The sequence below is a fragment of the Kocuria sp. UCD-OTCP genome (assembly GCF_000349605.1).
GTDB classification, from domain to species: domain Bacteria; phylum Actinomycetota; class Actinomycetes; order Actinomycetales; family Micrococcaceae; genus Kocuria; species Kocuria rosea.
This window is the reverse complement of the sequence record NZ_AOSQ01000013.1, coordinates 56100-76720: the sequence shown is the minus strand read 5'-3', so window position 1 is coordinate 76720 and position 20621 is coordinate 56100. Positions and strand designations below refer to the sequence as shown.

The 20621-nt window shown below is 73.2% G+C and carries 16 protein-coding genes and 1 tRNA gene; 9 read left to right on the top strand and 8 right to left on the bottom strand.

Translation table 11 applies throughout. From position 1 onward, the window contains the following. Positions 1–12: 12 nt before the first annotated feature. Positions 13–1215 carry a DUF4032 domain-containing protein gene (locus H488_RS24515; protein WP_017832783.1) on the bottom strand — a complete coding sequence of 401 codons (1203 nt, stop codon included), beginning with the start codon at positions 1213–1215 and terminating at the stop codon, positions 13–15. A gap of 161 nt (positions 1216–1376) precedes the next feature. On the opposite strand from H488_RS24515, the gene H488_RS24510 reads away from it, so the two are divergent. Continuing rightward, the gene (locus tag H488_RS24510) at positions 1377–2198 is read left to right on the top strand and encodes a MurR/RpiR family transcriptional regulator (RefSeq protein ID WP_017832782.1); all 822 of its coding nucleotides are present in this window, start codon (positions 1377–1379) and stop codon (positions 2196–2198) included. Positions 2199–2366: 168 nt separating this feature from the next. Then, positions 2367–2570 (top strand): hypothetical protein, encoded by a 204-nt coding sequence (locus H488_RS24505; protein WP_017832781.1) that lies wholly within the window; start codon positions 2367–2369, stop codon positions 2568–2570. An 80-nt stretch (positions 2571–2650) separates the two neighbouring features. On the opposite strand, the gene H488_RS24500 is transcribed toward H488_RS24505, so the two are convergent. From H488_RS24500 to H488_RS24490, 3 genes are all read right to left on the bottom strand, one after another. Then, positions 2651–3790: an ABC transporter ATP-binding protein gene (locus tag H488_RS24500; protein ID WP_031282645.1), complete on the bottom strand. Its 1140-nt coding sequence runs from the start codon at positions 3788–3790 to the stop codon at positions 2651–2653. Between the two features lie 135 nt (positions 3791–3925). After that, positions 3926–4732 carry a trehalose-phosphatase gene (gene otsB / locus H488_RS24495; protein ID WP_017832779.1) on the bottom strand — a complete coding sequence of 269 codons (807 nt, stop codon included), beginning with the start codon at positions 4730–4732 and terminating at the stop codon, positions 3926–3928. Beyond that, positions 4732–6234, bottom strand: a complete 1503-nt coding sequence (locus tag H488_RS24490) for an alpha,alpha-trehalose-phosphate synthase (UDP-forming) (protein ID WP_017832778.1) — start codon at positions 6232–6234, stop codon at positions 4732–4734. The genes otsB and H488_RS24490 overlap by 1 nt, the downstream gene beginning before the upstream one ends. Before the next feature lie 165 nt (positions 6235–6399). Between H488_RS24490 and H488_RS24485 the strand changes: the two genes are divergently transcribed. From H488_RS24485 to H488_RS36010, 7 genes are all read left to right on the top strand, one after another. Then, positions 6400–7263, top strand: coding sequence for a DsbA family protein (locus tag H488_RS24485; RefSeq protein WP_017832777.1), 864 nt, complete (start codon positions 6400–6402; stop codon positions 7261–7263). A 175-nt stretch (positions 7264–7438) separates the two neighbouring features. Then, positions 7439–7515 (top strand) — tRNA-Thr (locus H488_RS24480). Between the two features lie 444 nt (positions 7516–7959). Further along, entirely contained in the window at positions 7960–8562 is a 603-nt protein-coding gene (locus H488_RS36015) for a hypothetical protein (protein ID WP_017832776.1), read from the top strand. A 286-nt stretch (positions 8563–8848) separates the two neighbouring features. After that, positions 8849–11287, top strand: a complete 2439-nt coding sequence (gene opgC, locus H488_RS24470; RefSeq protein WP_017832775.1) for an OpgC domain-containing protein — start codon at positions 8849–8851, stop codon at positions 11285–11287. Between the two features lie 233 nt (positions 11288–11520). Continuing rightward, positions 11521–12576, top strand: coding sequence for a glycoside hydrolase family 26 protein (locus tag H488_RS24465; protein ID WP_017832774.1), 1056 nt, complete (start codon positions 11521–11523; stop codon positions 12574–12576). A 155-nt stretch (positions 12577–12731) separates the two neighbouring features. Then, positions 12732–13379, top strand: a complete 648-nt coding sequence (locus H488_RS24460; protein WP_031282643.1) for a hypothetical protein — start codon at positions 12732–12734, stop codon at positions 13377–13379. Between the two features lie 20 nt (positions 13380–13399). Next, positions 13400–15592, top strand: coding sequence for a L,D-transpeptidase family protein (locus tag H488_RS36010; RefSeq protein WP_017832773.1), 2193 nt, complete (start codon positions 13400–13402; stop codon positions 15590–15592). A gap of 70 nt (positions 15593–15662) precedes the next feature. On the opposite strand, the gene H488_RS24450 is transcribed toward H488_RS36010, so the two are convergent. The 4 genes from H488_RS24450 to H488_RS24435 form a co-directional block, all read right to left on the bottom strand. After that, complete coding sequence (locus H488_RS24450) at positions 15663–16265, bottom strand: TIGR03085 family metal-binding protein (RefSeq protein ID WP_017832772.1); 603 nt, start codon at positions 16263–16265, stop codon at positions 15663–15665. A 102-nt stretch (positions 16266–16367) separates the two neighbouring features. After that, complete coding sequence (locus H488_RS24445; protein ID WP_017832771.1) at positions 16368–16823, bottom strand: DUF3817 domain-containing protein; 456 nt, start codon at positions 16821–16823, stop codon at positions 16368–16370. Next, positions 16810–18768, bottom strand: a complete 1959-nt coding sequence (locus H488_RS24440; RefSeq protein WP_017832770.1) for an ABC transporter ATP-binding protein — start codon at positions 18766–18768, stop codon at positions 16810–16812. Before H488_RS24440 ends, H488_RS24445 begins: the two co-directional genes overlap by 14 nt. Continuing rightward, positions 18768–20501 carry an ABC transporter ATP-binding protein gene (locus H488_RS24435; RefSeq protein ID WP_017832769.1) on the bottom strand — a complete coding sequence of 578 codons (1734 nt, stop codon included), beginning with the start codon at positions 20499–20501 and terminating at the stop codon, positions 18768–18770. Before H488_RS24435 ends, H488_RS24440 begins: the two co-directional genes overlap by 1 nt. Positions 20502–20621 lie beyond the last annotated feature (120 nt).

Genomic DNA, 20621 nt, shown 5'->3' with positions numbered 1-20621 from the left:
CCGACTCCCGGCTCAGAAGACCTCCCGCTCGTCCGGGCGCTGGGCCAGCTCCGAGGCCACGTAGTCCTCGACCGCCGTGTGCGTCGCCACGTCCTTGCCGGCGCGCTCGGAGAGGAACCACCGGTGCTCGAGCACCTCGTGCACGATCTCGGCGGGCTCGAGCTTGCGGCGCATCGGCGGGGTGACCGCCTCCATGATCGGGGAGAACACCTCGCGCATCCACAGCTGGGCCACGAGCTCCTCGGGCAGGCCGGGGTAGAGGTCCTGCCCGAGCTGGGCGATGTCGGTCAGCAGCCGGCGCGCCTGGTTCTCGTGGGCGCCGAGGCCGGTGAGCCGCTGCAGGCGGCGGGTGTGGTGGCCGGGCTCCACGACCTGCGGGCGCAGCCGGATCCGCCCGTCGACCGTGTCCATGGACGCCTCCTCGACGTCGAAGCCGAGCTCGTTGAGGCGGCGCACCCGCTCGACCACGCGCCAGCGCTCGTCCATGCTGAAGGTCTCCTCGACCGTCAGCTCGCGCCACAGGAACTCGTAGGTGGCCACGAGCCGGTCGGAGACGTCGAAGGGGTCCACCACGTCCGCGATGTCGTGGCCCTCCTCGACGGCGCCCGCGAGCAGGTCCATGATCTCCCCGGCCACGTTGGTGCGGGCCAGCTCGATGTCGTACCCCCGCTGGCCGCGCGTGAGCTCCGGGTGGATCTCGCCGGTCTCGGCGTCCACCAGGTAGGCGGCGAACGCGCCGGCGTCCCGGCGGAACAGGGTGTTCGAGAGCGAGACGTCGCCCCAGTAGAAGCCCGAGAGGTGCAGCTGCACGATGAGGGAGGCCAGCGCGTCCACGAGCCGCTCGACCGTGGCGGCGCTGGGGCCGGCGGAGAAGATGGCCCGGTAGGGCAGGGAGAAGCTCAGGTGGTCGGTCACCAGGGCGGCGGGCAGGGGCTCGCCCTCGGGCGTGTACCGGTCCGTGACCACGGAGTCCGGTACCACGGACGGGATGCCCATGCGCTGCAGCCGGCGCAGGGTGGCGTACTCGTGCCGGGCGTAGTGGGGGACGGTCTCCTTGACGGCGACGATCTTCTCGCCGGCGTGGGCGAAGCGCACCACGTGCCGGGAGATGCCGCGGGGCAGAGCGGCGAGGACGTCCTCCGGCCACTGCTCGAGGGGGGTGTCCCACGGCAGCTCCAGGAGCACGGGGTCCGGGAAGGCCGTCTGGATGGACACGCTCCCGGACCGTCCGCCAGGGGCGGTACCGTCCTGGGGTGCGAGGGGGAAGTGTGGGGCCAGGGAACCCTTCATACCTGGTCATGCTAGCAACCGGCACAGGCCGGAAGTCCCCGCGGGGCCTCCGGCGCTCGATCCCGGCGGTCGCTAGGGTGGGGAGGGTGTCGATCGAACAGCGCATCCATGCGCACTACGCCGGGCTCTCGCCCCAGGAGCAGCGGGCCGCCGACCTGATCCTGGACCACCTGGACGACCTCGCCCTGTACAGCTCGGCGGAGCTGGCGCAGATGAGCGGCGTCTCCCGCGCCACCCTCTCCCGGCTGTACCGGCACCTGGGCTTCGAGTCCTTCACCGACCTCCGGGAGACGGCCCGCACCCTGCGCCAGCAGGGCGTGCCGCTCGGCCCCGACGCGGACCCGGAGCTGAGCCAGCACCTGGAGCAGGAGCTCAAGAACCTGCGCAAGGTCCTGGACCCGGCGGGGGAGGACCGCCCGGCCCGGGCCGTGCGCGCGCTCGCCGACGCGGGAACGGTCCTGGTCGTGGGCCTGCGCAACAGCTACCCGGTCGCCCTGCACCTGAAGCAGCAGCTGCAGCAGGCGCGGGACCGCGTCCGGCTCGCCCCGCTGCCCGGCCAGACCCTCGGCGAGGAGCTCGTGGACGTGGGCGAGGGCGACGTCGTCGTCCTGCTGGGCTTCCGGCGGCGCCCCCGCGGGTTCGAGCGCCTGGTGGAGGTCTGCGCGGCCACGGGGGCGCGGACCGTGCTCGTCGCCGACAGCACGGCCCGGCGCCACGCCTCGGCCGTGGACCTGTGGATCGAGTGCCCCCTCGACGGCGTGGGCCCGTTCGACTCCTACGCGGCGGCCATGAGCCTCGTGTCGGTGCTCGCCGACGGCGTGCTGGCCGCCGCGGGTCCGGACGGGCGACGACGGGTGGGCCGCACCGCCGAGCTCTACGAGGAGCTCGAGGAGCTGGACCTGCGCTGAGCGCCCGGCGGTGCCGAGGAAAGGGCCACCGGGCGCCGCGTCCACCACGGCGGTCCCGGCCCGACCCTGGGTCGGCAGTGCGCGGCCCCGCAGCATCCACTAGAATTCGTCAGTTGGCTGATCACTCCGGGTCCTGAGCGACCCGGTCCGTCCCGAGAGGAACCCGCCATGCATGAACCCCAGGCGCTCGCCCAGGCCGAGACGCACCTTCTCCACGTGCTGGAGCACTCCGATCCGCCGCGCGACGCCAGTCGCTACAACGTGACGGCGGCCGCACGGGACTACCACGACCGCACCGGCACCTGGGACGTGCAGGACGCCGACCCGGACCTCGTCGAGCAGGTGCTCGCCGCTCACCCCGCCGACGACTGATCCGGCCCCGGACGCGCCACGGCGCCCTCCCCGTCGGGGGAGGGCGCCGTGGCGTCGGTGCGGTCGGTCGGCCGCTGGGGTCAGTCGGGGAGGCGGTTGCCGGTGGCGGTGTCGAACAGGTGCACGTGGTCGAGGTTCGGGGCGACCCAGATCGTGGCCCCGGCCCTGGGCGGGGTGCGGCCCTCGACCCGGACGATGATCTCGTGGGCCCCGGCGGCGTCCTCCTCCACGGTCCCGGTCGGGTCCACCGTCACGACCGTGTTCGCCGCGGTGACCGGGGCGAGGTGGCCGTAGACGAAGGCGTCGGCGCCGAGCTCCTCGACCACGTCGGCCTCGATCGGCAGCCCGGTGCCCTCGGCGGCCGGGTGCAGGTCCTCGGGGCGGATGCCGACGGTGACCTTGTCCCCGGTCAGGGCCGCCTGCTGCTCCCGGGTCAGTTCCAGGCGCATGGTGCCGAAGGTCGCCGCCCCGCCCGCCACGGGCACCCGGAAGAGGTTCATCGCCGGGGAGCCGATGAACCCGGCCACGAACTCCGTGGCCGGCCGGTCGTAGAGCGCCCGCGGGGTGTCGACCTGCATCAGGTGCCCGTCCTTGAGGACGGCGACCCGGTCGCCCATGGTCATCGCCTCGACCTGGTCGTGGGTGACGTAGACGGTGGTGACCCCCAGTCGGCGGGTGAGGGAGGCGATCTGGGTGCGGGTCTGCACGCGCAGCTTCGCGTCCAGGTTGGACAGCGGCTCGTCCATCAGGAACACCTGCGGGGAGCGCACGATGGCACGGCCCATGGCCACGCGCTGGCGCTGCCCGCCGGACAGGGCCTTGGGCTTGCGGTCGAGGTAGTCGGTGAGGTCCAGGATCTTCGCCGCCTCCTCGACCCGGCGGCGGCGCTCCTCGGGGCTGATCTTGGCGATCTTCAGGGCGAAGCCCATGTTCTCGGCCACGGTCATGTGCGGGTAGAGGGCGTAGTTCTGGAAGACCATCGCGATGTCGCGGTCCCGGGAGGGGACGTCGGTGACGTCGCGGTCGCCGATGTAGATGTTGCCCCCGGTGACCTCTTCGAGGCCGGCGAGCATCCGCAGGGTGGTGGACTTCCCGCACCCGGAGGGGCCCACCAGGACGAGGAACTCCCCGTCGGCGATGTCCAGGTTCAGGTCGGTCACCGAGGGCCGCTCGGCCCCGGGGTACTGGCAGGTCACATTGGCGTAGCGCACAGAAGACATGGTTCAAGGCCTCTTTCCCGGCAGGCACGTGCCGGACGATCCGAAGGAGAAGAGCTGCCCCCTCAGGTGATGGGGGCCACAGTGATCCTAATCACCTTCGGGGCGTCTCCGCCATCGGCGCGCCGTCATCCGAGGTCACGGCAGCGCGCCCCGGCGCAGTTCGGACAGCCGGATCAGGGCCGCGGCCAGGTCCTCCGGGGACGCGACCCGGTGCGCGGCCACGCTCTGCCCCGTGCCCACCTTGATGCCGAGATCGGCGGGGCCGAGCTCGCGCATCGCGTTCTCGTCCGTCACGTCGTCGCCGGCGAACAGGGTGACGTCGGCGCCGGTGGCCTGTATGAACGCCGTGATGCCCTCACCCTTGGTCGCGGAGTGCACGGAGGACTCGACCACGTGCTGGCCCGGGGTGATCTTCAGCCCCTCGAGCTGCTCGAACTGCTCGACCATCTCCTGCTCCGCGCGGGCGCACAGGCTCTGGTCCGCCATCGTGCGGGTGTGGAAGGCGGCCCCCGTCGGCTTGAGCTCCAGCCTGGACCCGGGGTACCGGTCCACCTGTGCCTCCACGAGCGCGGTGGCCTGTGCCAGCAGCTCCAGCTGGGCCGGGGAGAGCTGCAGGGCGGTGTCGGCGGCGGCGTCCCCCAGGGCGTCGAGGAGCAGCTCCGCCCCGTGCGAGCCGGAAAGGAGCATCCGGCCGTCCGGGTCCACCACGGAGCGGAGGAACCGCATCGGCCGCCCGGAGATGACGGCCACGTACGTGCGGTCCAGCGTCAGGAGCTCCTCCAGCGCGGACCGGGCCTCCGGCAGCGCGCGGCTGTCGTCCGGGTCGTCCGTGAAGGGCGCCAGGGTGCCGTCGAAGTCGAGGGCGACCAGCAGGGTCCCGGCCTCCGCCGCGCGGGCGAGGGCGTCCTCGAGCGCCGGGCGGGTGTCGTCGTGCGGGGCCATCACTGCTCCTCCTCCTCGGTCGTCCCGGGGCGGGTGCGGGCGAGGTCCCGCAGGAACGCCTCGGACCAGTCGTTGACGTCGTTGCCCAGGACCTGCCGGCGCATCGAGCGCATCCGCTTCTTCGCCTCGGGCGCGGGCATGTCCTTGGCCCGCAGCATCGCGTCCTTGAGTCCGTCGATGTCGTGGGGGTTGACCAGCAGCGCCTGCTTGAGCTGCTCGGCGGCGCCGGTGAACTCCGAGAGGACCAGGGTCCCGGACCCGTCCGTCTTGGCCGCCACGTACTCCTTCGCCACCAGGTTCATGCCGTCCCGGAGGGAGGTCACGAGCATGACGTCGGTCGCCAGGTACAGCGCCACCATCTCCTCGAACGGATAGCCGTGGTGCAGGTAGCGGATCGCGGTGTGCGAGATGGTGTCGTGCTGGCCGTTGAGGTGGCCCACGAGGCCCTCCACGTCCTCCCGCAGCTGGACGTAGGACTCCACGCGCTCCCGGGAGGGGTTCGCCACCTGGATCAGCACCGACGGCCCCACCGTCAGCCTGCCGTCCTCGAGCAGCTCGCCGTAGGCCTTGATGCGGTGCAGGATGCCCTTGGTGTAGTCCAGGCGGTCGACGCCCAGGAACACGGTCTCCGGGTCGCCGAGCTCGTGCCGGATCTCCCGGGCCCGGTCCTTCACCTCCGGCCGGGAGGCCAGCTCCTGGATCGACTGCGCGTCGATGGAGATGGGGTAGGACGCCGCGCGCACGGTCCACGCGTCGTCGTCCGTGCCGAACCGGGCCGCTCCGTTCTTGAACGGCACGTCCAGGAACCGCCGCACGCAGCGCTGGAAGTTCTGGGCGTCACCCGGGCGCTGGAAGCCGATGAGGTCCGCGCCCGAGAGCCCGTCGAGGACGGCCCGCCGCCAGGGCAGCTGCGCGAAGATCTCCAGGGGCGGGAACGGGATGTGGTTGAAGAACCCGATCGTGAGGTCCGGCCGCAGCTCGCGCAGCATCTTGGGGACCAGCTGCAGCTGGTAGTCCTGCACCCACACCGTGGCGTTCTCGGCGGCGATCTCGGCGGTCCGCTCCGCGAAGCGGCGGTTGACCTGGCGGTAGCTGTTCCACCACGTGCGGTGGAACTCCGGCGGCGCGATGACGTCGTGGTAGAGCGGCCAGAGGGTCGCGTTGGAGAAGCCCTCGTAGTAGGCCTGCACCTCCTCGGCGGACAGCGGCACGGGGGCGAGGTGGAAGACGTCGTGGTCGAAGCGCTCGAGCGTCTCGTCAGGGGCCCCGTGCCAGCCCACCCAGGCGCCGGCGTTGCGGGCCATGACGGGGGACAGGGCGGCCACGAGCCCGCCGGGGGAGCGGCGCCAGGAGGACTGCCCGTGCTCGACGACGCGCTCCACCGGCAGCCGGTTGGAGACCACGACGAAGTCGTAACCGGCCTCCTGCGGCACGTCCGTCCGGGGTTCCGGCACCTCCTCCAGGTCGGCCGAGGAGGCGGTGGGGGGATGCTCTGCACTCACGGGATGTCCTTCCGGTAGGTCGTCGTCGTCCTCGTCCCAGTCTATTCATCAGCGTGCTCACGGTTCTGCCTGGGGATCTCCTGAGTCGGCGGCCCGGGAGGGGGTCCGATAATCTGGGCGACGACACCTCCCCGTCCACCCCCCAGGATCTTTCGAAGAGGACCCATGGCAGCCAGCAGCAGCACCACCCCCGATCCCCGGAACCGCGACGCCGCCCGGGAGCGGGCTCGGCAGGTCGCGGACCAGCACGCACGGCAGGACAAGCGCTCCCGCCGGATCCTGCAGCTGGGCATCCTCGCCCTGGTCCTCGTGATCGTCGCGGTGATCGGCGTCGTCGTGGCGCAGAACCGGGCCCAGCAGATCCCCGAGGCCGGGCCCGTTCCCGCCAGCGCCAACCAGTGGGGCGGCACGGTGCTGACGGCCGACGGGATCCGCACGGGCGAGTCCGAGGTCGAGGAGCGCGACCTCGCCGAGGTGCCCGAGGCCCCGGAGACCCCGGACGACTCCGCCGTCCCGCCGGGCGTCGAGGCCTCGGGCGACGGCGAGCCCGTGCAGGTCGTGATCTTCCAGGACTTCGAGTGCGTGCACTGCGCCGACTTCGAGGCCGAGAACGCCGATGCGCTCGAGGAGGCCGTGACCTCCGGCGACATCGTCCTCGAGTACCGCAACCTCAACTTCCTCGACCGCTCGACGCCGACGCAGTACTCCTCGCGGGCCGCGGCCGCCGCCTACGAGGTGGGCAACCAGTCCTCGGCCGAGCAGTACCTGGCCTTCGTCGAGGAGGTGTTCAGCCACCAGGGCACCGGTGGGCTGGACGACGAGCAGCTCGTGGAGATCGCCTCCTCGCACGGCGCCGACATCGCGGGCGCGCTCGAGGAGGACACGTGGCGGCCGATGGTCAACGTCGTCTCGCAGGAGTCCCTCGCCAACGGCGTGTCCGGCACCCCGACCGTCTTCATCGACGGAGAGCGGCTGGGCAACGAGGCGTTCCAGGAGGCCCTCGACGCGGCCGTGGAGGCCAAGGAGTAGGGTCCCCGCTCCGCCGGAGCAGCGAGAAGGCGCCGTGTCCCCGCGCGGGGCACGGCGCCGTCGCGCTGTGCGGACCGTCCGGGCGCCCGGGGATTTCGGGGTCCTGCAACGCGTCCGATATCCTGAGGAACCGGCCGCCGGGGCCGCACCCGTGCGGAGGCCCGAGGGCCGATCCGCCTCCTTAGCTCAGCTGGCCAGAGCACCTGTCTTGTAAACAGGGGGTCACCGGTTCGAATCCGGTAGGGGGCTCCACCGGTCCGCGACGTTGCACTCGCGACCGCTCATGACGTCACATGTTGCGCCGCGGTCTCGGTGCGGGGTGTGCGCATGCTGGTGTCCGTGTCCCGGCCGGGCTGCGGCGAACTCGCTCCTGACCCCCTCGGAAGATGTGCGGTGGCAAGGGGTGAGCCGGAGATCCGCGCCGTCACGGGGATTCTGCCGGTCCGGCTTCCGGGGTTGCCGGCGGCCCGACCGCGCCGGGACCGCACCGGCGAGGGTCCGGACAGGACATGCCGCTCCGGGGATGCGACGAGACGGAACCGTGATCGTGATCGCCCCGGCCGGAGTCTTGAACCGTGACTCAGCTCACTCCTACGGTGTTCCTACCTATCTCATAGGTGAGACCTCTTGCCCAGGTCTCGGAACATCTCGATCGCATGACGATCCCCATGTCATGCCCTCTCCACAGGAGCAGCAATGAGAAGTCTGCGGAAGACCCTCGTCGGCGCGGCCATGGCCGCCGCCCTCGTGGGAGGAACGGTTGCCACCCCGGCGGTCGCGGGGTCAGATCAGGATAACGACAAGAGCCGTGGAGACCACAGTGAATCGCATGAAAGTCGTCACGACCGCGGCGACCGCGGCGACCGCGGCGACCGCGGCGACCGCGAGGATCGCAGGGACCGCGGTGACGACGAGGAGCGGAAGTACGCATACCATCGCGGCGGCAACGGCGACGACGACCGGGGTCGCGACGAGGGGCGCGACCGGGACGACCGGGACCGCAGGGAGCACCGGGACGACAAGTACGACCGGGACGACCACGACGGCAAGTACGACAAGGACGACAAGGACGACAGGTACGACCGCGACGACGAGGACGACCACGACGGCAAGTACGACCGGGACGACGAGTACGACCGCGACGACGGCGATCACCAGGACCACTGGTGGTACTGCGAAGAGCACGAGAAGTGGCACTTCTACGACGACGACGACTGGAGGAGCAGGAAGCACCACGACGACATGAAGGACGAGGGCGAGCACTCGCACCAGAAGGGCGATGACGACGGCGAGCACTGAGCGGCCCGGCACCGACGGATCCCGCCGGCGCGGTCCGCACGGAGCCGGGGGAGCCTGAGGGGGAGCCTCCGGGGACACGGCCCGAGCCTCCGCGCATCCGGAGCCGCACCGTGATGATATCGGTGGACGCACGCGGGGAGAGTCCTCCCGCGTGACGTCCGTCGTCCGCCGCAGGCCCCCCCCCCGGCCGCCTCGGCACCCCCGGGCGACGGCCCCCCTGCGAGCGGACGACGCCGCACGCGGACCGACCCTGGAGGGCACCCTGATACCCATCGTCCGAGGACGCGTGCGCCCCCCGGCCGCCGCGGCGCTGATCCTGCTCCTGCTCGCGCTCCTCCTCGTGCCGTCCGGGGCCGCCCGGGCCGTGGAGGACGAGGGCCCAGAGGGCCCGTACCTGGGGGCCCTGCTGGACTGGGGCACGGACACGGCGGCCGGCCACGCCGAGCGTCTCGGCGCGCCGGCGGCCGTCTACGGCAGGCCCGTCCCGCTGCCGATGGACGAGCAGGAGCAGGGCCACCTGCGGGACTACCTCTCCCAGGTCTCCGCGCAGGGCGCCCACGCCCTGCTCACCGTCCGACCCGAGATCGCGCTGGACCGGGTGGACGAGGCGCAGGCCGCGGTCCTGGCAGGACAGCTCGCGGACGCCGCGGAGGGGTTCCCCGGCACGGTCTTCGTCCGCTTCGCCCCGCAGATGAACACCACCTGGGTGCCGTGGGGGCAGCAGCCCGAGGCGTACACGGAGGCGTTCCGCACCGTGGCGAGCGCGCTCGACGCCGAGCTCCCGGACCCGGTCATGGTCTGGTCGCCCACGGTCGGCACCGACTACCCCTTCCGGGACCCGTCGAGCGCCCCGGCGCAGGGCGGTGGACCGGCCGACCCGGACACGAACGGCGACGGCGCCTGGGACCGGGAGGACGACCCCTACGGTCCCTACTACCCGGGCGACGACGTGGTCGACTGGGTGGGACTGGTGGCCTATCTCGACGAGACGGGCACCGGTCCGGCCCGCAACGTCCTGCCGGAGGCCGGCTCGTTCGACGCCATGCTGGGCTCCGGGGAGCCGGCCGGATCCGCGGGGCAGGACGACTTCTACGCCGCGTACGCCGTCGGCCGCGAGAAGCCGCTCATGGTCGAGACCGGCGCCTTCTACGATCCGGGGACGGACGGCCCGTCCGAGCGCGACATCAAGGAGGCCTGGTGGGACCAGGTGCTCGCGACGGTCGCCGCCGGCGACCACGACCGCATCCGTGCGATCGTGTGGAACGAGACGGTCGAGCAGCGCGACGACGGTGCGGTGACCGTCGACTGGCGCGTCACGGCCGATCCCGGGCTGGCCGCGGCCGTCGGCGAGCGGCTCCGGGACTCCGCCCTGGTCAGCGGGCCGGTCACGGCGGCGGCGCCGCTCCCGGGCGCCGGTCCGGCGGCGGCGGGGGCCGTCCTCGAGGGGCCGGCCGCCTGGGGCGCGGCGGCGGCCGTGCTCGCCGCGGGCGCGCTCCTCTGGCTCCTGGCGCGGCGGGGGCCGGCCCGGGCCTGGGTGTACGCCGAGCCCGCCCCGCGCGACAGCCGGATCGACATGCTGCGGGGCCTCGCGATCGTGTTCGTCGTCGTCAACCACGTGGGCCTCACCTCGTTGTTCCAGCTGCTGACCCAGGAGACCGTGGGCGTGGTCTCGGGGGCCGAGCTGTTCGTCCTGCTCTCCGGGGCCGTGCTGGGGATGGTCTACGGGCCCCGGACGAAGGACGACCTGGGGACCGTCGTCGACCGCACCGCCGCGCGGGCGTGGAAGCTCTACGTCACCGCGCTGGTCGTCGTGCTGCTCGTCTACGGACTCAGCCTGCTGCCCTTCCTGGACGCGGGCGCCGTCACCACGTTCACCGACCAGGGCACCGGCGCCGCCGGCAGAGGGGCCTCCGGCGCCACGTACGACCTCTACGCGGGCATGGACGGGCTCCTCGAGTTCCCCGTCCGGGCCCAGCTGATCCCCGCCGTGCTGCTGCTGCAGGTGGGCCCGTGGCAGTTCAACATCATGGGTCTCTACGTGATCCTCCTCCTGGTGAGCCCCCTCGTGCTCGCCGCCCTGGCCCGGGGCTGGGCCTGGCTGGTCCTGCTGGTCAGCGCCGGGCTCTACGCCGCGGGCTCGGTCTTCCGGATCCGCCTTTTGCCCTCCCAGTTCGAGGACTCGTTCCCCCTGCTCGTGTGGCAGGTGCTCTTCGTGCTCGGCATGGTCACCGGGTTCTACCGGCGGCAGCTCGTCACGTGGTTCGCCGACCGGCGCCGCCGGCCGCTGCTCGTCGCCTGCCTGCTGCTCGCCGTCGCCCTCGCCCTGTTCTCCTGGTCGAGTCCCTACGCCAGCAGCGCCTACGACGTCCGGCTGGCCCTGCTACCGGAGCCGGCGTTCCGCACGGTCTACGACGCCTACTTCGGCCGGACCTACCTGGGGATCGGCCGGCTGCTGAACGTGCTCCTCGTGGTGATCGCCGGCTACGCCGTCCTCAGCGCCTACTGGAGGCCGCTCGAGCGCGCGCTCGGGTGGTTCCTCGTTCCGCTGGGACGGGCCACCCTCTACGTGTTCATCGTGCACGTGTTCCTGATCCTGGCCGTGGCCAACGTGCCCGCTCTCCAGCAGGGGGACGTGTGGCTCAACACCGCCGCCTACGTGGTGGTCCTCGGCCTGCTGTGGGTCATGGTCCGGACCCGGTTCCTCTTCCGGCTCGTACCCCGGTGAGATGCAGCCGGCGGACCCGGCCCGGCCCAGGCCGTGGTCCACTGCCGGCCCGCGTCGTTCCGTGACGGAGGGACCCCCCCGTCCGGTCAGCGCGTATGACGCGGCCGGCGGGCGGGTGGGGGAGCGGCCGCCCGCGGGTGGTAGTTTGCGCTCGCTAATTCTCGTGGCCCCGTGCGAGACCCCCCAGCGCGCTCGCCGTCGGCGGGGAGCCCGCTCCCGTCGGAAGAACCCCCATGCCTGCTTTCGTTCCCCCACGTGTCCTGTGCTCCCTCACCGCGGCCGCCGCCGCCGTGGCCCTGGGGCTCGTCGCCGTGCCCGCGGCGCACGCGGCGCCCTCGGTCCACCTCCCGGCCGGACCGGCGGCCCTCGCCCCGGCCAAGAAGCCGGTCCCGACGGCCGCCGTCGTGCCGGCCGAGCCCCAGGTCCGCACGTGCCCCCTGCGCTTCGGCGTCGGCACGGCCGGTGGTCCCGCCGCCTCCACCGAGCTCGCCGAGGTGGCGTCCCTGACCGGTGAGAAGCCGTCGATCGTCCTCTCCTACAAGGACTTCGCCCAGCCCGTTCCCTACTGGGAGCTCGAACAGACCCGCGCGGCCGGGGCCACCACCCTGCTGACCTGGGAGCCGTGGGTCTGGGGCGGCGGGATCGACCAGCCGGCCCACTCCCTGGACGCGATCGCCTCCGGCGCCCACGACGCCCACATCACCGACTGGGCCACCCGCCTGGCCGACTGGGGATCCCCGGTGATGCTGCGCTTCGGCCACGAGATGAACGGGAACTGGTACCCGTGGGCCGAGGGGGTCAACGGCAACGGCGCCGGGGACTACGTCGCCGCCTGGCGCCACGTCCACGACATCTTCACCCGCGCGGGGGCCGACAACGTCCAGTGGGTCTGGAACCCGAACGTGCCCTACTACGGGTCCACGCCCCTGGACGGGCTCTACCCCGGCACCGACTACGTCGACGTCGTGGCCCTGGACGGCTACAACTGGGGCACCTCCCAGAGCTGGTCCAGCTGGCAGCAGCCGTGGGACCTGTTCGCCTACGGCCTGTCCGAGATGCGGCGCCTGGCCCCGGGCAAGGAGATCGTCGTCGCCGAGACCGCCACCGCCGAGGCCGGCGGGTCCAAGGCCGAGTGGAACGCGCACCTGGTGTACTACCTCGCGCAGCAGCCCGACGTCACGGGGCTCGTCTGGTTCCACCTCGACAAGGAGGTGGACTGGCGGATCAACTCCTCCACCGCCTCGGCCCAGGCCCTGGCCGCCGAGCTCGCCAAGCGCCCCTGCCCCTGACCAGCGCGGCGCCGCGCGCCACACCGGGTCATGCGAATCACAAAAGCAAACCGCGCGTGTAGCGTGACCCCCAACGACCGGCACCGCGCCACCGCTCATCCGGAGGCGGCGCGGCGCCGGTCGGTCCCCCCAGGACCGTGTCGAGGAGTCCCCCCATGGCAGTTCCCCTCACCCCGCCCCCCGGCCGCCGGCTCGGACCCGTCTGCGCGGCGCTGCTCGTCGTCGCGCTGGCGGGCTGCGCCGAGGACCGGGGGACCGGCACCACCGCGGCGTCCAGCGCGAGCCCGCCGGCGGCCACGGCCGGTTCCGCGCCCGCGTCGGGGGCGGACGGAAGCACGACGCCGGAGACGCCCCGCGACAGCCCGGCCCCGCCGGGCAACGACGTGGCCCCCTACGACGACACCGCCACCCGGGACGCCGCCGGATCCTTCGGCGCCGCCCAGCGGCTCGACGACTCCCTCGAGGCGGTCGTGGAGGGCCCCCGCCCCGGCACCACCGGCCAGCGCCCCGTCCGGGCCGCCCCCGGCACCCCGGTGCAGGTGTTCACGCTGACCCTCACCAACACCGGGGCCGCCCCGGTCGACGCCGTGCCGTGGTCCTTCCCGATCGCCGTCGACGGCGAGGCCCCGGCGCCCCCCGTCTTCGACGACTCGCTGGGCGTGCCGATGGAGACCTTCCCGACCATCGCCCCCGGCGGGAGCGCCTCCCTCGAGGTCGCCTTCTCCGCGGAGCACGACGCCGACCTGGCCGTCCGCGTCTTCGACAACACCACCCCCGACCACTACGTCGAGTTCACCGACTGAAGCCCAGCAAGGGACCCCCCATGAAGATCTCAGCTCTGCGCATCCCCGCCGCGGTCGCGGCCTGCTTAGCGGTCGTCCTCGCCGGTGCCCCGGGGGCGTCCGCGGCGCCGTCCGCGCCCGCCCCCGGCGTCTCGGCCGGTCCGACGACGACCCCCGGACCCGCGGCGGGTGCCGTCGCGGCGACCGTGCGGCTCGAGCCGGTGGACGACGAGTCGACCGTGCCCGAGCGGGAGACCTCGCTCGTCGACGTCCTCGCCAACGACGGCCTCGAGGACCCCGCGACGGTGCGGCTCCTGCTCGTGGACCCCGCGGCCCGCGCGGCCGAGGACGAGCTCGTCGACGAGCTGCGCACGGATCTCGGGTCCCTGCGCGTGGTGTCCCCGGACACGGAGCCCGAAGCCCTGCCCGAGGGCTGGGAGATCCCGGACCACCCGGTCCTCGCCCTGACGCCCGCTCCGGATCGGCCCGCCGACGCCGCCTCGGTGGAGGTGGCCTACGCCGTGCTGGGCGCCGGGGGCGAGGCGGCCCGGGCCGTGCTCACGGTCGCCCCGGACCAGGAGGCCCCCGGGGCCTCCGCCGCGCCCACCGCCTCGGGGGAGCCGACGGAACCGGCGGTCCCGGCCGAGCCGACGGACGGCGCCGAGCCGACGACGGAGCCCTCCCCGGGCGCGGAGCCCGCCGAGGAGCGGCCGGCCGCACCGCGGCCGGAGTCGCAGGAGACCGCCGCCGCGGCCGCCGCGGAGAACGCGGACGTGCCCGCCGAGGTCCGGCAGGCCCTGGAGGCCGCCGCGGCCCGGGCGTCCGCCAGGACCGGGGAGCCGACCGGGGAGATGCGCCCCTGGAAGGGGGGCTGGGAGTGGCCGCACCAGAGGGGCGTGGTCCTCTGGTCCGAGGCGCACGGCGCGCACTTCGTGCAGCTGCGGGGCGCGATCGGGCACCGGTGGAGCTCCACGGGCGGCGTGGACGTGCTGGGCTGGCCCGTGGACGACGAGTCCTGCCTCCTGACGGGCGGCGGGTGCCGGCAGTCCTTCTCGAAGACCCGCACGATCTACTGGAGCTCCTCCACCGGGGCGCGGACCGTCAACACCCGGGGGGCGATCGGCCACCAGTGGGTGCTCGGCGGGCGCGAGGCCGGGGCCTACGGCTACCCCACGACCGACGAGGTCTGCGGGGCGGCCGGCGGGTGCCGCCAGTCCTTCGCGGGAGACCGGACGATCTACTGGACCTCGTCCACCGGGGCGCGGACGGTCAACACCCGGGGCGCGATCGGCCACAAGTGGGTCCTCGGCGGGCGCGAGGCCGGGAGCTACGGCTACCCCACGACCGACGAGGTCTGCGGGCTGACCGGGGGCGGGTGCCGCCAGTCCTTCACCAAGGCGCACACGATCTACTGGAGCCCCGGGACGGGGGCCCGGGCGGTCAAGACGAAGGGCGCGATCGGGCAGCGGTGGATCGCCACGGGACGCGAGCGGGGGTCGCTCGGCTACCCCGTCACGGACGAGGTCGGCACCGGCACCGTGCACCAGAAGTTCCAGCGGGGACTCGTCACCTGGAGCCGCGCCACCGGCGCCCGGACGCACCTGTTCCGCGGCGAGTGCCACCACCTCAACACGGGGCGCTCCGTGCAGCCGACCCGCAACGCGGCGCGCGTGTCCCTGACCATCGCCGAGGGCTACGGGCGCTCGCAGGCCACGTTCGTCAACTGCGTGCGGATCGGCGGAAGCTACGTCGAGGAGTGGCGGACGTCCGCCTACGTGGGGGCCAGCGGGTTCAAGCGGCCCGGGGTGCCCTCGGGGCACACGCAGTACCTGTTCTCCCCGCAGGGCTCGTACTCGGTCACGGAGTCCTTCGGGGTCTACAACCCGGGCACCGCGCTGCCCTACCGGCAGCTCAACCCCAACTCCCGGTGGGGCGGCCGCCTGGGCACGCTCTACAACAAGTACTTCGAGTCCACCGGCTACACCTGGCCGGACGAGAACATGTGGTACTTCTCGCTGTCCGGCGACTACCGGCTCGGCGTGGTGATCAACTACAACCGCCCGCCCGACTCGTCCATCGTCCAGGGCAACGGGTTCGCGATCTTCCTGCACGCGAACAAGAAGCCCACGGCGGGGTGCATCGCCCTGCACGAGCACGAGGTCGCCCGGTACATGCGCACCGCGCGCCCCGGGGACCGGATCATCATGGGCGTCCGGGCGGACCTGTTCCGCTGACGGACCGGGGACGTCAGGAGGGGGACCGCGCGGCGCGCGGTCCCCCTCCGTCGTCGGTGCGGGTCACGGGCTACTCGACGGACTGCTCCACTCGGGCCTGCTCCCGGCGGCCCAGGGCCCACAGCACCAGCTCGCTCGGCACGGCGCGCAGCACGCGCACGGTCCCCGTCCTGCCGCGGCCGCCGCGCACCGCGCCGTAGGACGGGGCGATGAGCACCACGGTGTCCTCCTCGTCCTTGAGCACCACCTTGGCCAGCAGGCTCAGGGACCGCCACAGGGCCTGCTCCTCGTCGTGCAGCAGCGGGCGCTCGTGCCAGTCGGGCTGGGCCCGGCGGACGTCCTCGTGGTGGACGAAGTACTCCACGGTGTTGATCCGCTTGTCCACCGGTCCGAGCCGCGCGGGCGAGTACAGCGGCGGGTGCTCCACCTTCCGCACGAGCTCCTCCCAGGGCTGGCCGGCGACGGCCTGCTCGGCGCGGCGGGCGCGCTCGCCCAGCACGGGCACCCGCGGGAGCACCTGGCCGGCGAGGACGTCCGGCCGCCCGGAGCGCACGACGAGGTGCACGGCGAGGTCGCGGGTCCTCCAGCCCTCGCACAGGGTCGGGGCGTCGGGGCCCAGTCGGCGCAGGAGCGCGGCGAGGTGCCGGCGCTCGACGTTGGCGAAATTGGTCACGTGGATCCTCCTCGTGGCGCCGCCGTCGGTCGGCGGGGCCGTCCTGCCGTCCACGCTATACCGGGTGCGGGCCCGCCAGGAACCGGCGCGGCCGGGCCGGGCTCAGCCGCGGGGGACGGGCGGTCCCAGGTACAGGAGCACCGAGGTGAGGCCCGCCACCACGACCGCGCCCGCCGCCACGGCCAGCCACGGGCTGCGGAGGGACCAGGCCTCCAGCCGCTCCGGCACGGTGGCGGGACGGTCGCCGCCGGGGGCCAGGCGCCATCCGCCGGCGAGCCGGCCCGTGCGCTCGGCGCGGCGCTCGAAGGGGATCGTGGCCCAGGGGACGACCGCGCTGGCCAGGCCCAGGGCCCCGAAGCCCGCCGACCACCGCTGGTCCACCCAGACGAAGCAGGTCACCACGCAGTAGCCCAGGAACACGACCCCGTGCAGCATGCCGAAGACGGGCACGAAGGCCTCCGAGACCCCCGTGTACTTCAGGACCATGCCGAGGATCAGCAGCGTCCAGGTCACCGCCTCCGCGAGGGCGAAGCGGCCGTAGAGTTCACGGGGTGTCATGGGTGGTGCTCTCCTGCACGTCGAGGGGCTGCTGGTCGGTGGGGGCGTCGTCGGGGACCGCCGGAGCCGCGAACTGGCTCGCGTGCAGCGCGGCGTACGCGCCCCGGGCGGCGAGCAGGTCGTCGTGGGCGCCCCGCTCCACGATCCGGCCGTCCTCCATCACCAGGATGATATCCGCGTCGCGGACGGTGGAGAGACGGTGCGCGATGACGAACGAGGTCCGGTCGCTGCGCAGCGCGGCCATGGCCTGCTGCACGAGCACCTCGGTGCGGGTGTCCACCGAGGACGTCGCCTCGTCCAGGATCAGCAGGGAGGGGTCGGACAGGAAGGCCCGGGCGATGGTGATGAGCTGCCGCTCGCCCACGGACACGTTGCTGCCCTCCGGGTCGATCACGGTGTCGTAGCCCTCCGGCAGCGCGCGCACGAAGCGGTCCACGAGGGTCGCCCGGGCGGCCTCGAGCACCTCCTCGTCCGTGGCGTCCAGCCGTCCGTAGCGGATGTTCTCCCGGATGGTCCCGCCGAACAGCCAGGCGTCCTGCAGGACCATCCCGACCCGGGAGCGCAGCTCGGCGCGGGAGAGGTCGGTGATGTCCACGCCGTCCAGCGTGATCCGCCCGGCGTCGAGCTCGTAGAAGCGCAGCACCAGGTTCACGAGCGTCGTCTTGCCGGCGCCGGTGGGCCCCACGACGGCCACGGTCCGGCCGGGGAGCGCCTCGAAGGTCAGATCCTGGAGGAGCGGGGTTCCCGGGACGTAGGAGAAGGAGACGTGCTCGAAGCGCACCCGGCCGGGGGAGCGTGCGGGCAGGCGGGCGCGGGTAGCGTCGGCCTGCTGCTCCGGGGCGTCGAGCAGCTCGAAGGCGCGCTCCGCGGAGGCCACCCCGGACTGCAGGGTGTTGGCCATGCCCGCCATCTGGGACAGGGGCTGGGTGAACTCCCGCGAGTACTGGATGAACGCGGTCGCCGCCCCGAGGCTCAGCTGCCCGGAGGCCACGCGCAGCCCGCCGAGCACGGCGATGCCCGCGTAGGAGAGGTAGGAGATGAACTGCATGACGGGCATGATCGTGCCGGAGACGAACTGTGCCCCGAAGGCCGCCCGGTACAGCTCCTCGTTGCGCTCGTCGAAGCGCTCGGCCATCTCCTGCTCGCGGCCGAAGACCCTGATCAGCTCGTGGCCGGAGAACGAGTCCTCGATGTGCCCGTTGAGGGCGCCGGTGGCGCGCCACTGCTCCGTGAACAGGCGCTGGGCGCGCACCCCGATGAACCCGGCGGCCCCCGCGGACAGGGGGAGGGCGACGAGGGCCACGAGCGCCAGCTGCCACGACACCACGAACATCATGATCACGATGCCCACCACCGTGAGCAGGGACTGGACCAGCTGGGCGAAGGAGTGCTGCAGCGCCGTCTGGACGTTGTCGACGTCGTTGGTCACCCGCGAGAGCACGTCCCCGCGCTCACGGGTGTCGAACCACCCCAGCGGCAGCCGGTTCAGCTTGTCCTCGACCGCGCTGCGCAGGTCGTGGACCACCTGCATGACCAGGCGGTTGAGCAGCCAGCCCTGCGCCCACATCAGCAGCGAGGCCACCAGGTACATGACCAGCACCGCCGCGATCAGCCGGGCGAGCGCGGAGAAGTCGATGCCCGCCCCGGGGACGACGTCCGCGGCGGAGACCAGGTCCGCGAGGTTCTGCTCGCCCCGGTCCCGCAGGTCCTGGGCCACCTCCTCCCGTGTCGCGCCCGCGGGCATGTCCCGGCCGAGCACCCCCGTGAAGATCACGTCCATCGCCCGGCCCAGGACGAGCGGGGCCCAGACGTTGAGCGCCACGGACACGGTCCCGGCCAGGAGGACGAGCGCCAGCGCCCGCCGCTGCGGGGCGAGCAGGCCCAGCAGCCGTCCGGCGGAGGACCAGAAGTGCTGGGGCCTGCGCGGCGGGGCGGGCGCGGCCATCAGGCCACCTCCTCCGCGCGGGTCTGCGACTCGACGATCTCCCGGTAGGTGCCGGAGGAGGCCAGCAGCTCGTCGTGGGTCCCGCGCGCCGTGATCCGCCCGGCGTCCAGGACGAGGATCTGGTCCGCGTCCCGGACGGTGGACACGCGCTGGGCCACGACCAGGACGGTCGCGTCCCGGGTGGCCGGCACGAGGGCGGCGCGCAGCCGGGCGTCGGTGGCCACGTCCAGGGCGGAGAACGAGTCGTCGAAGAGGTACACCACCGGGCGGGCCACCAGCGCCCGTGCGATGCACAGCCGCTGCCGCTGCCCGCCGGAGACGTTGACGCCGCCCTGGGCGATCGGAGCCTCGAGCCCCCCGGGCATCCGGCGGACGAAGTCCTCCGCCTGCGCGGTGCGCAGCGCGGTCCAGAGCTCCTCGTCCGTCGCCCCGGCGTCCCCGAGCCGGAGGTTGGAGGCCACGGTGCCGGAGAACAGGTACGGCCGCTGCGGCACGAGGGCCACCCGGGCGGCGATCTGCTCGTGGGACAGCCGGGGCAGCGGGACGCCGTCGAGCTCCACCGTGCCCCCGGTGGGGTCCAGCAGCCGGGGGACGAGGTGCAGGAGGGTGGACTTGCCCGACCCGGTGGCGCCGACGACGGCGGTCGTCCGGCCCGGTCCGGCCCGGAAGCCCACGCCCTCCAGCACGGGCAGCTCCGCCCCGGGGTACCGGAACGTCACGTCGCGCAGCTCCACCACGCCGGTCCGGGAGGCGGGGACCACGGGCGCGGCGGGCTCCCGCAGGGAGGGCTCGGTGCGCAGGACCTCGGTGATGCGCTCGGCGCACACCATGGCGCGCGGGACCATCATCACCATGAAGGTCCCCATCATCACGGCCGTCAGGATCTGCAGGAGGTACTGCAGGAACGCGGTGAGCGAGCCGACCTGGATCTGCCCGGCCCCCACCCGCTGGCCGCCGAACCACAGCACGGCGGCGGAGGCCAGGTGCAGGATCATGGTGATGACCGGGAACATCAGCACGAACAGGGAGCCGATGCGCACCGACACGTCGGTAAGCTCCCGGTTGGCGGCCGCGAAGCGGCGGCGCTCGTGGTCCTCCCGCACGAAGGCCCGCACCACCCGGATGCCGACGATCTGCTCGCGCAGCACCGCGTTGATCCGGTCGATCCGCCCCTGCATGAGCCGGAAGAGGGGCATGAGCAGGCCCACCAGCACGCCCACCGCGATCCCGAGCACGGGCACCGACACCCACACGAGCCAGGAGAGCCCGGCGTCCTCCCGGAGGGCCATCACGATCCCGCCGGCGCACATGATGGGCGCCGCCACCATGAAGTTGAGCCCCATGAGCACGAGCATCTGGATCTGCTGGACGTCGTTGGTGCCCCGCGTGATGAGGGTGGGGGCCCCGAAGCCGTTGACCTCCCGGGAGCCGAAGGAGCCGACCTGCCGGTGCACGGCGCGGCGGAGATCGCGGCCGGTGCCCATCGCCGCCCGGGCCGCGCAGTACACCGCGGCGACGGCGGCCGCCACCTGCAGGAGCGCGACGCCGAGCATCACCTCCCCGACGCGCAGGATCAGGCCGGTGTCGCCCCGGACGACGCCCTCGTCGATGATCCGGGCGTTGAGGCTCGGCAGCAGCAGCGCGGCGATCGTGGCGACCAGCTGGAGCGCGACGACGGCCAGGACCCACGGCAGGTAGCGGCCGGTGTGCTGCCGGACGAGACGGAGAAGCATGGGCGTCCGCTCCTGGTGGCGGGACGGGCGGGGCGGACCGGGCGGTCCGTGATCCAGGCTACGCCGGGGCGCGGACACCGTGCCCCGCCCGGTCCGCCGGGGCCTCGCCGCCGATTGTGG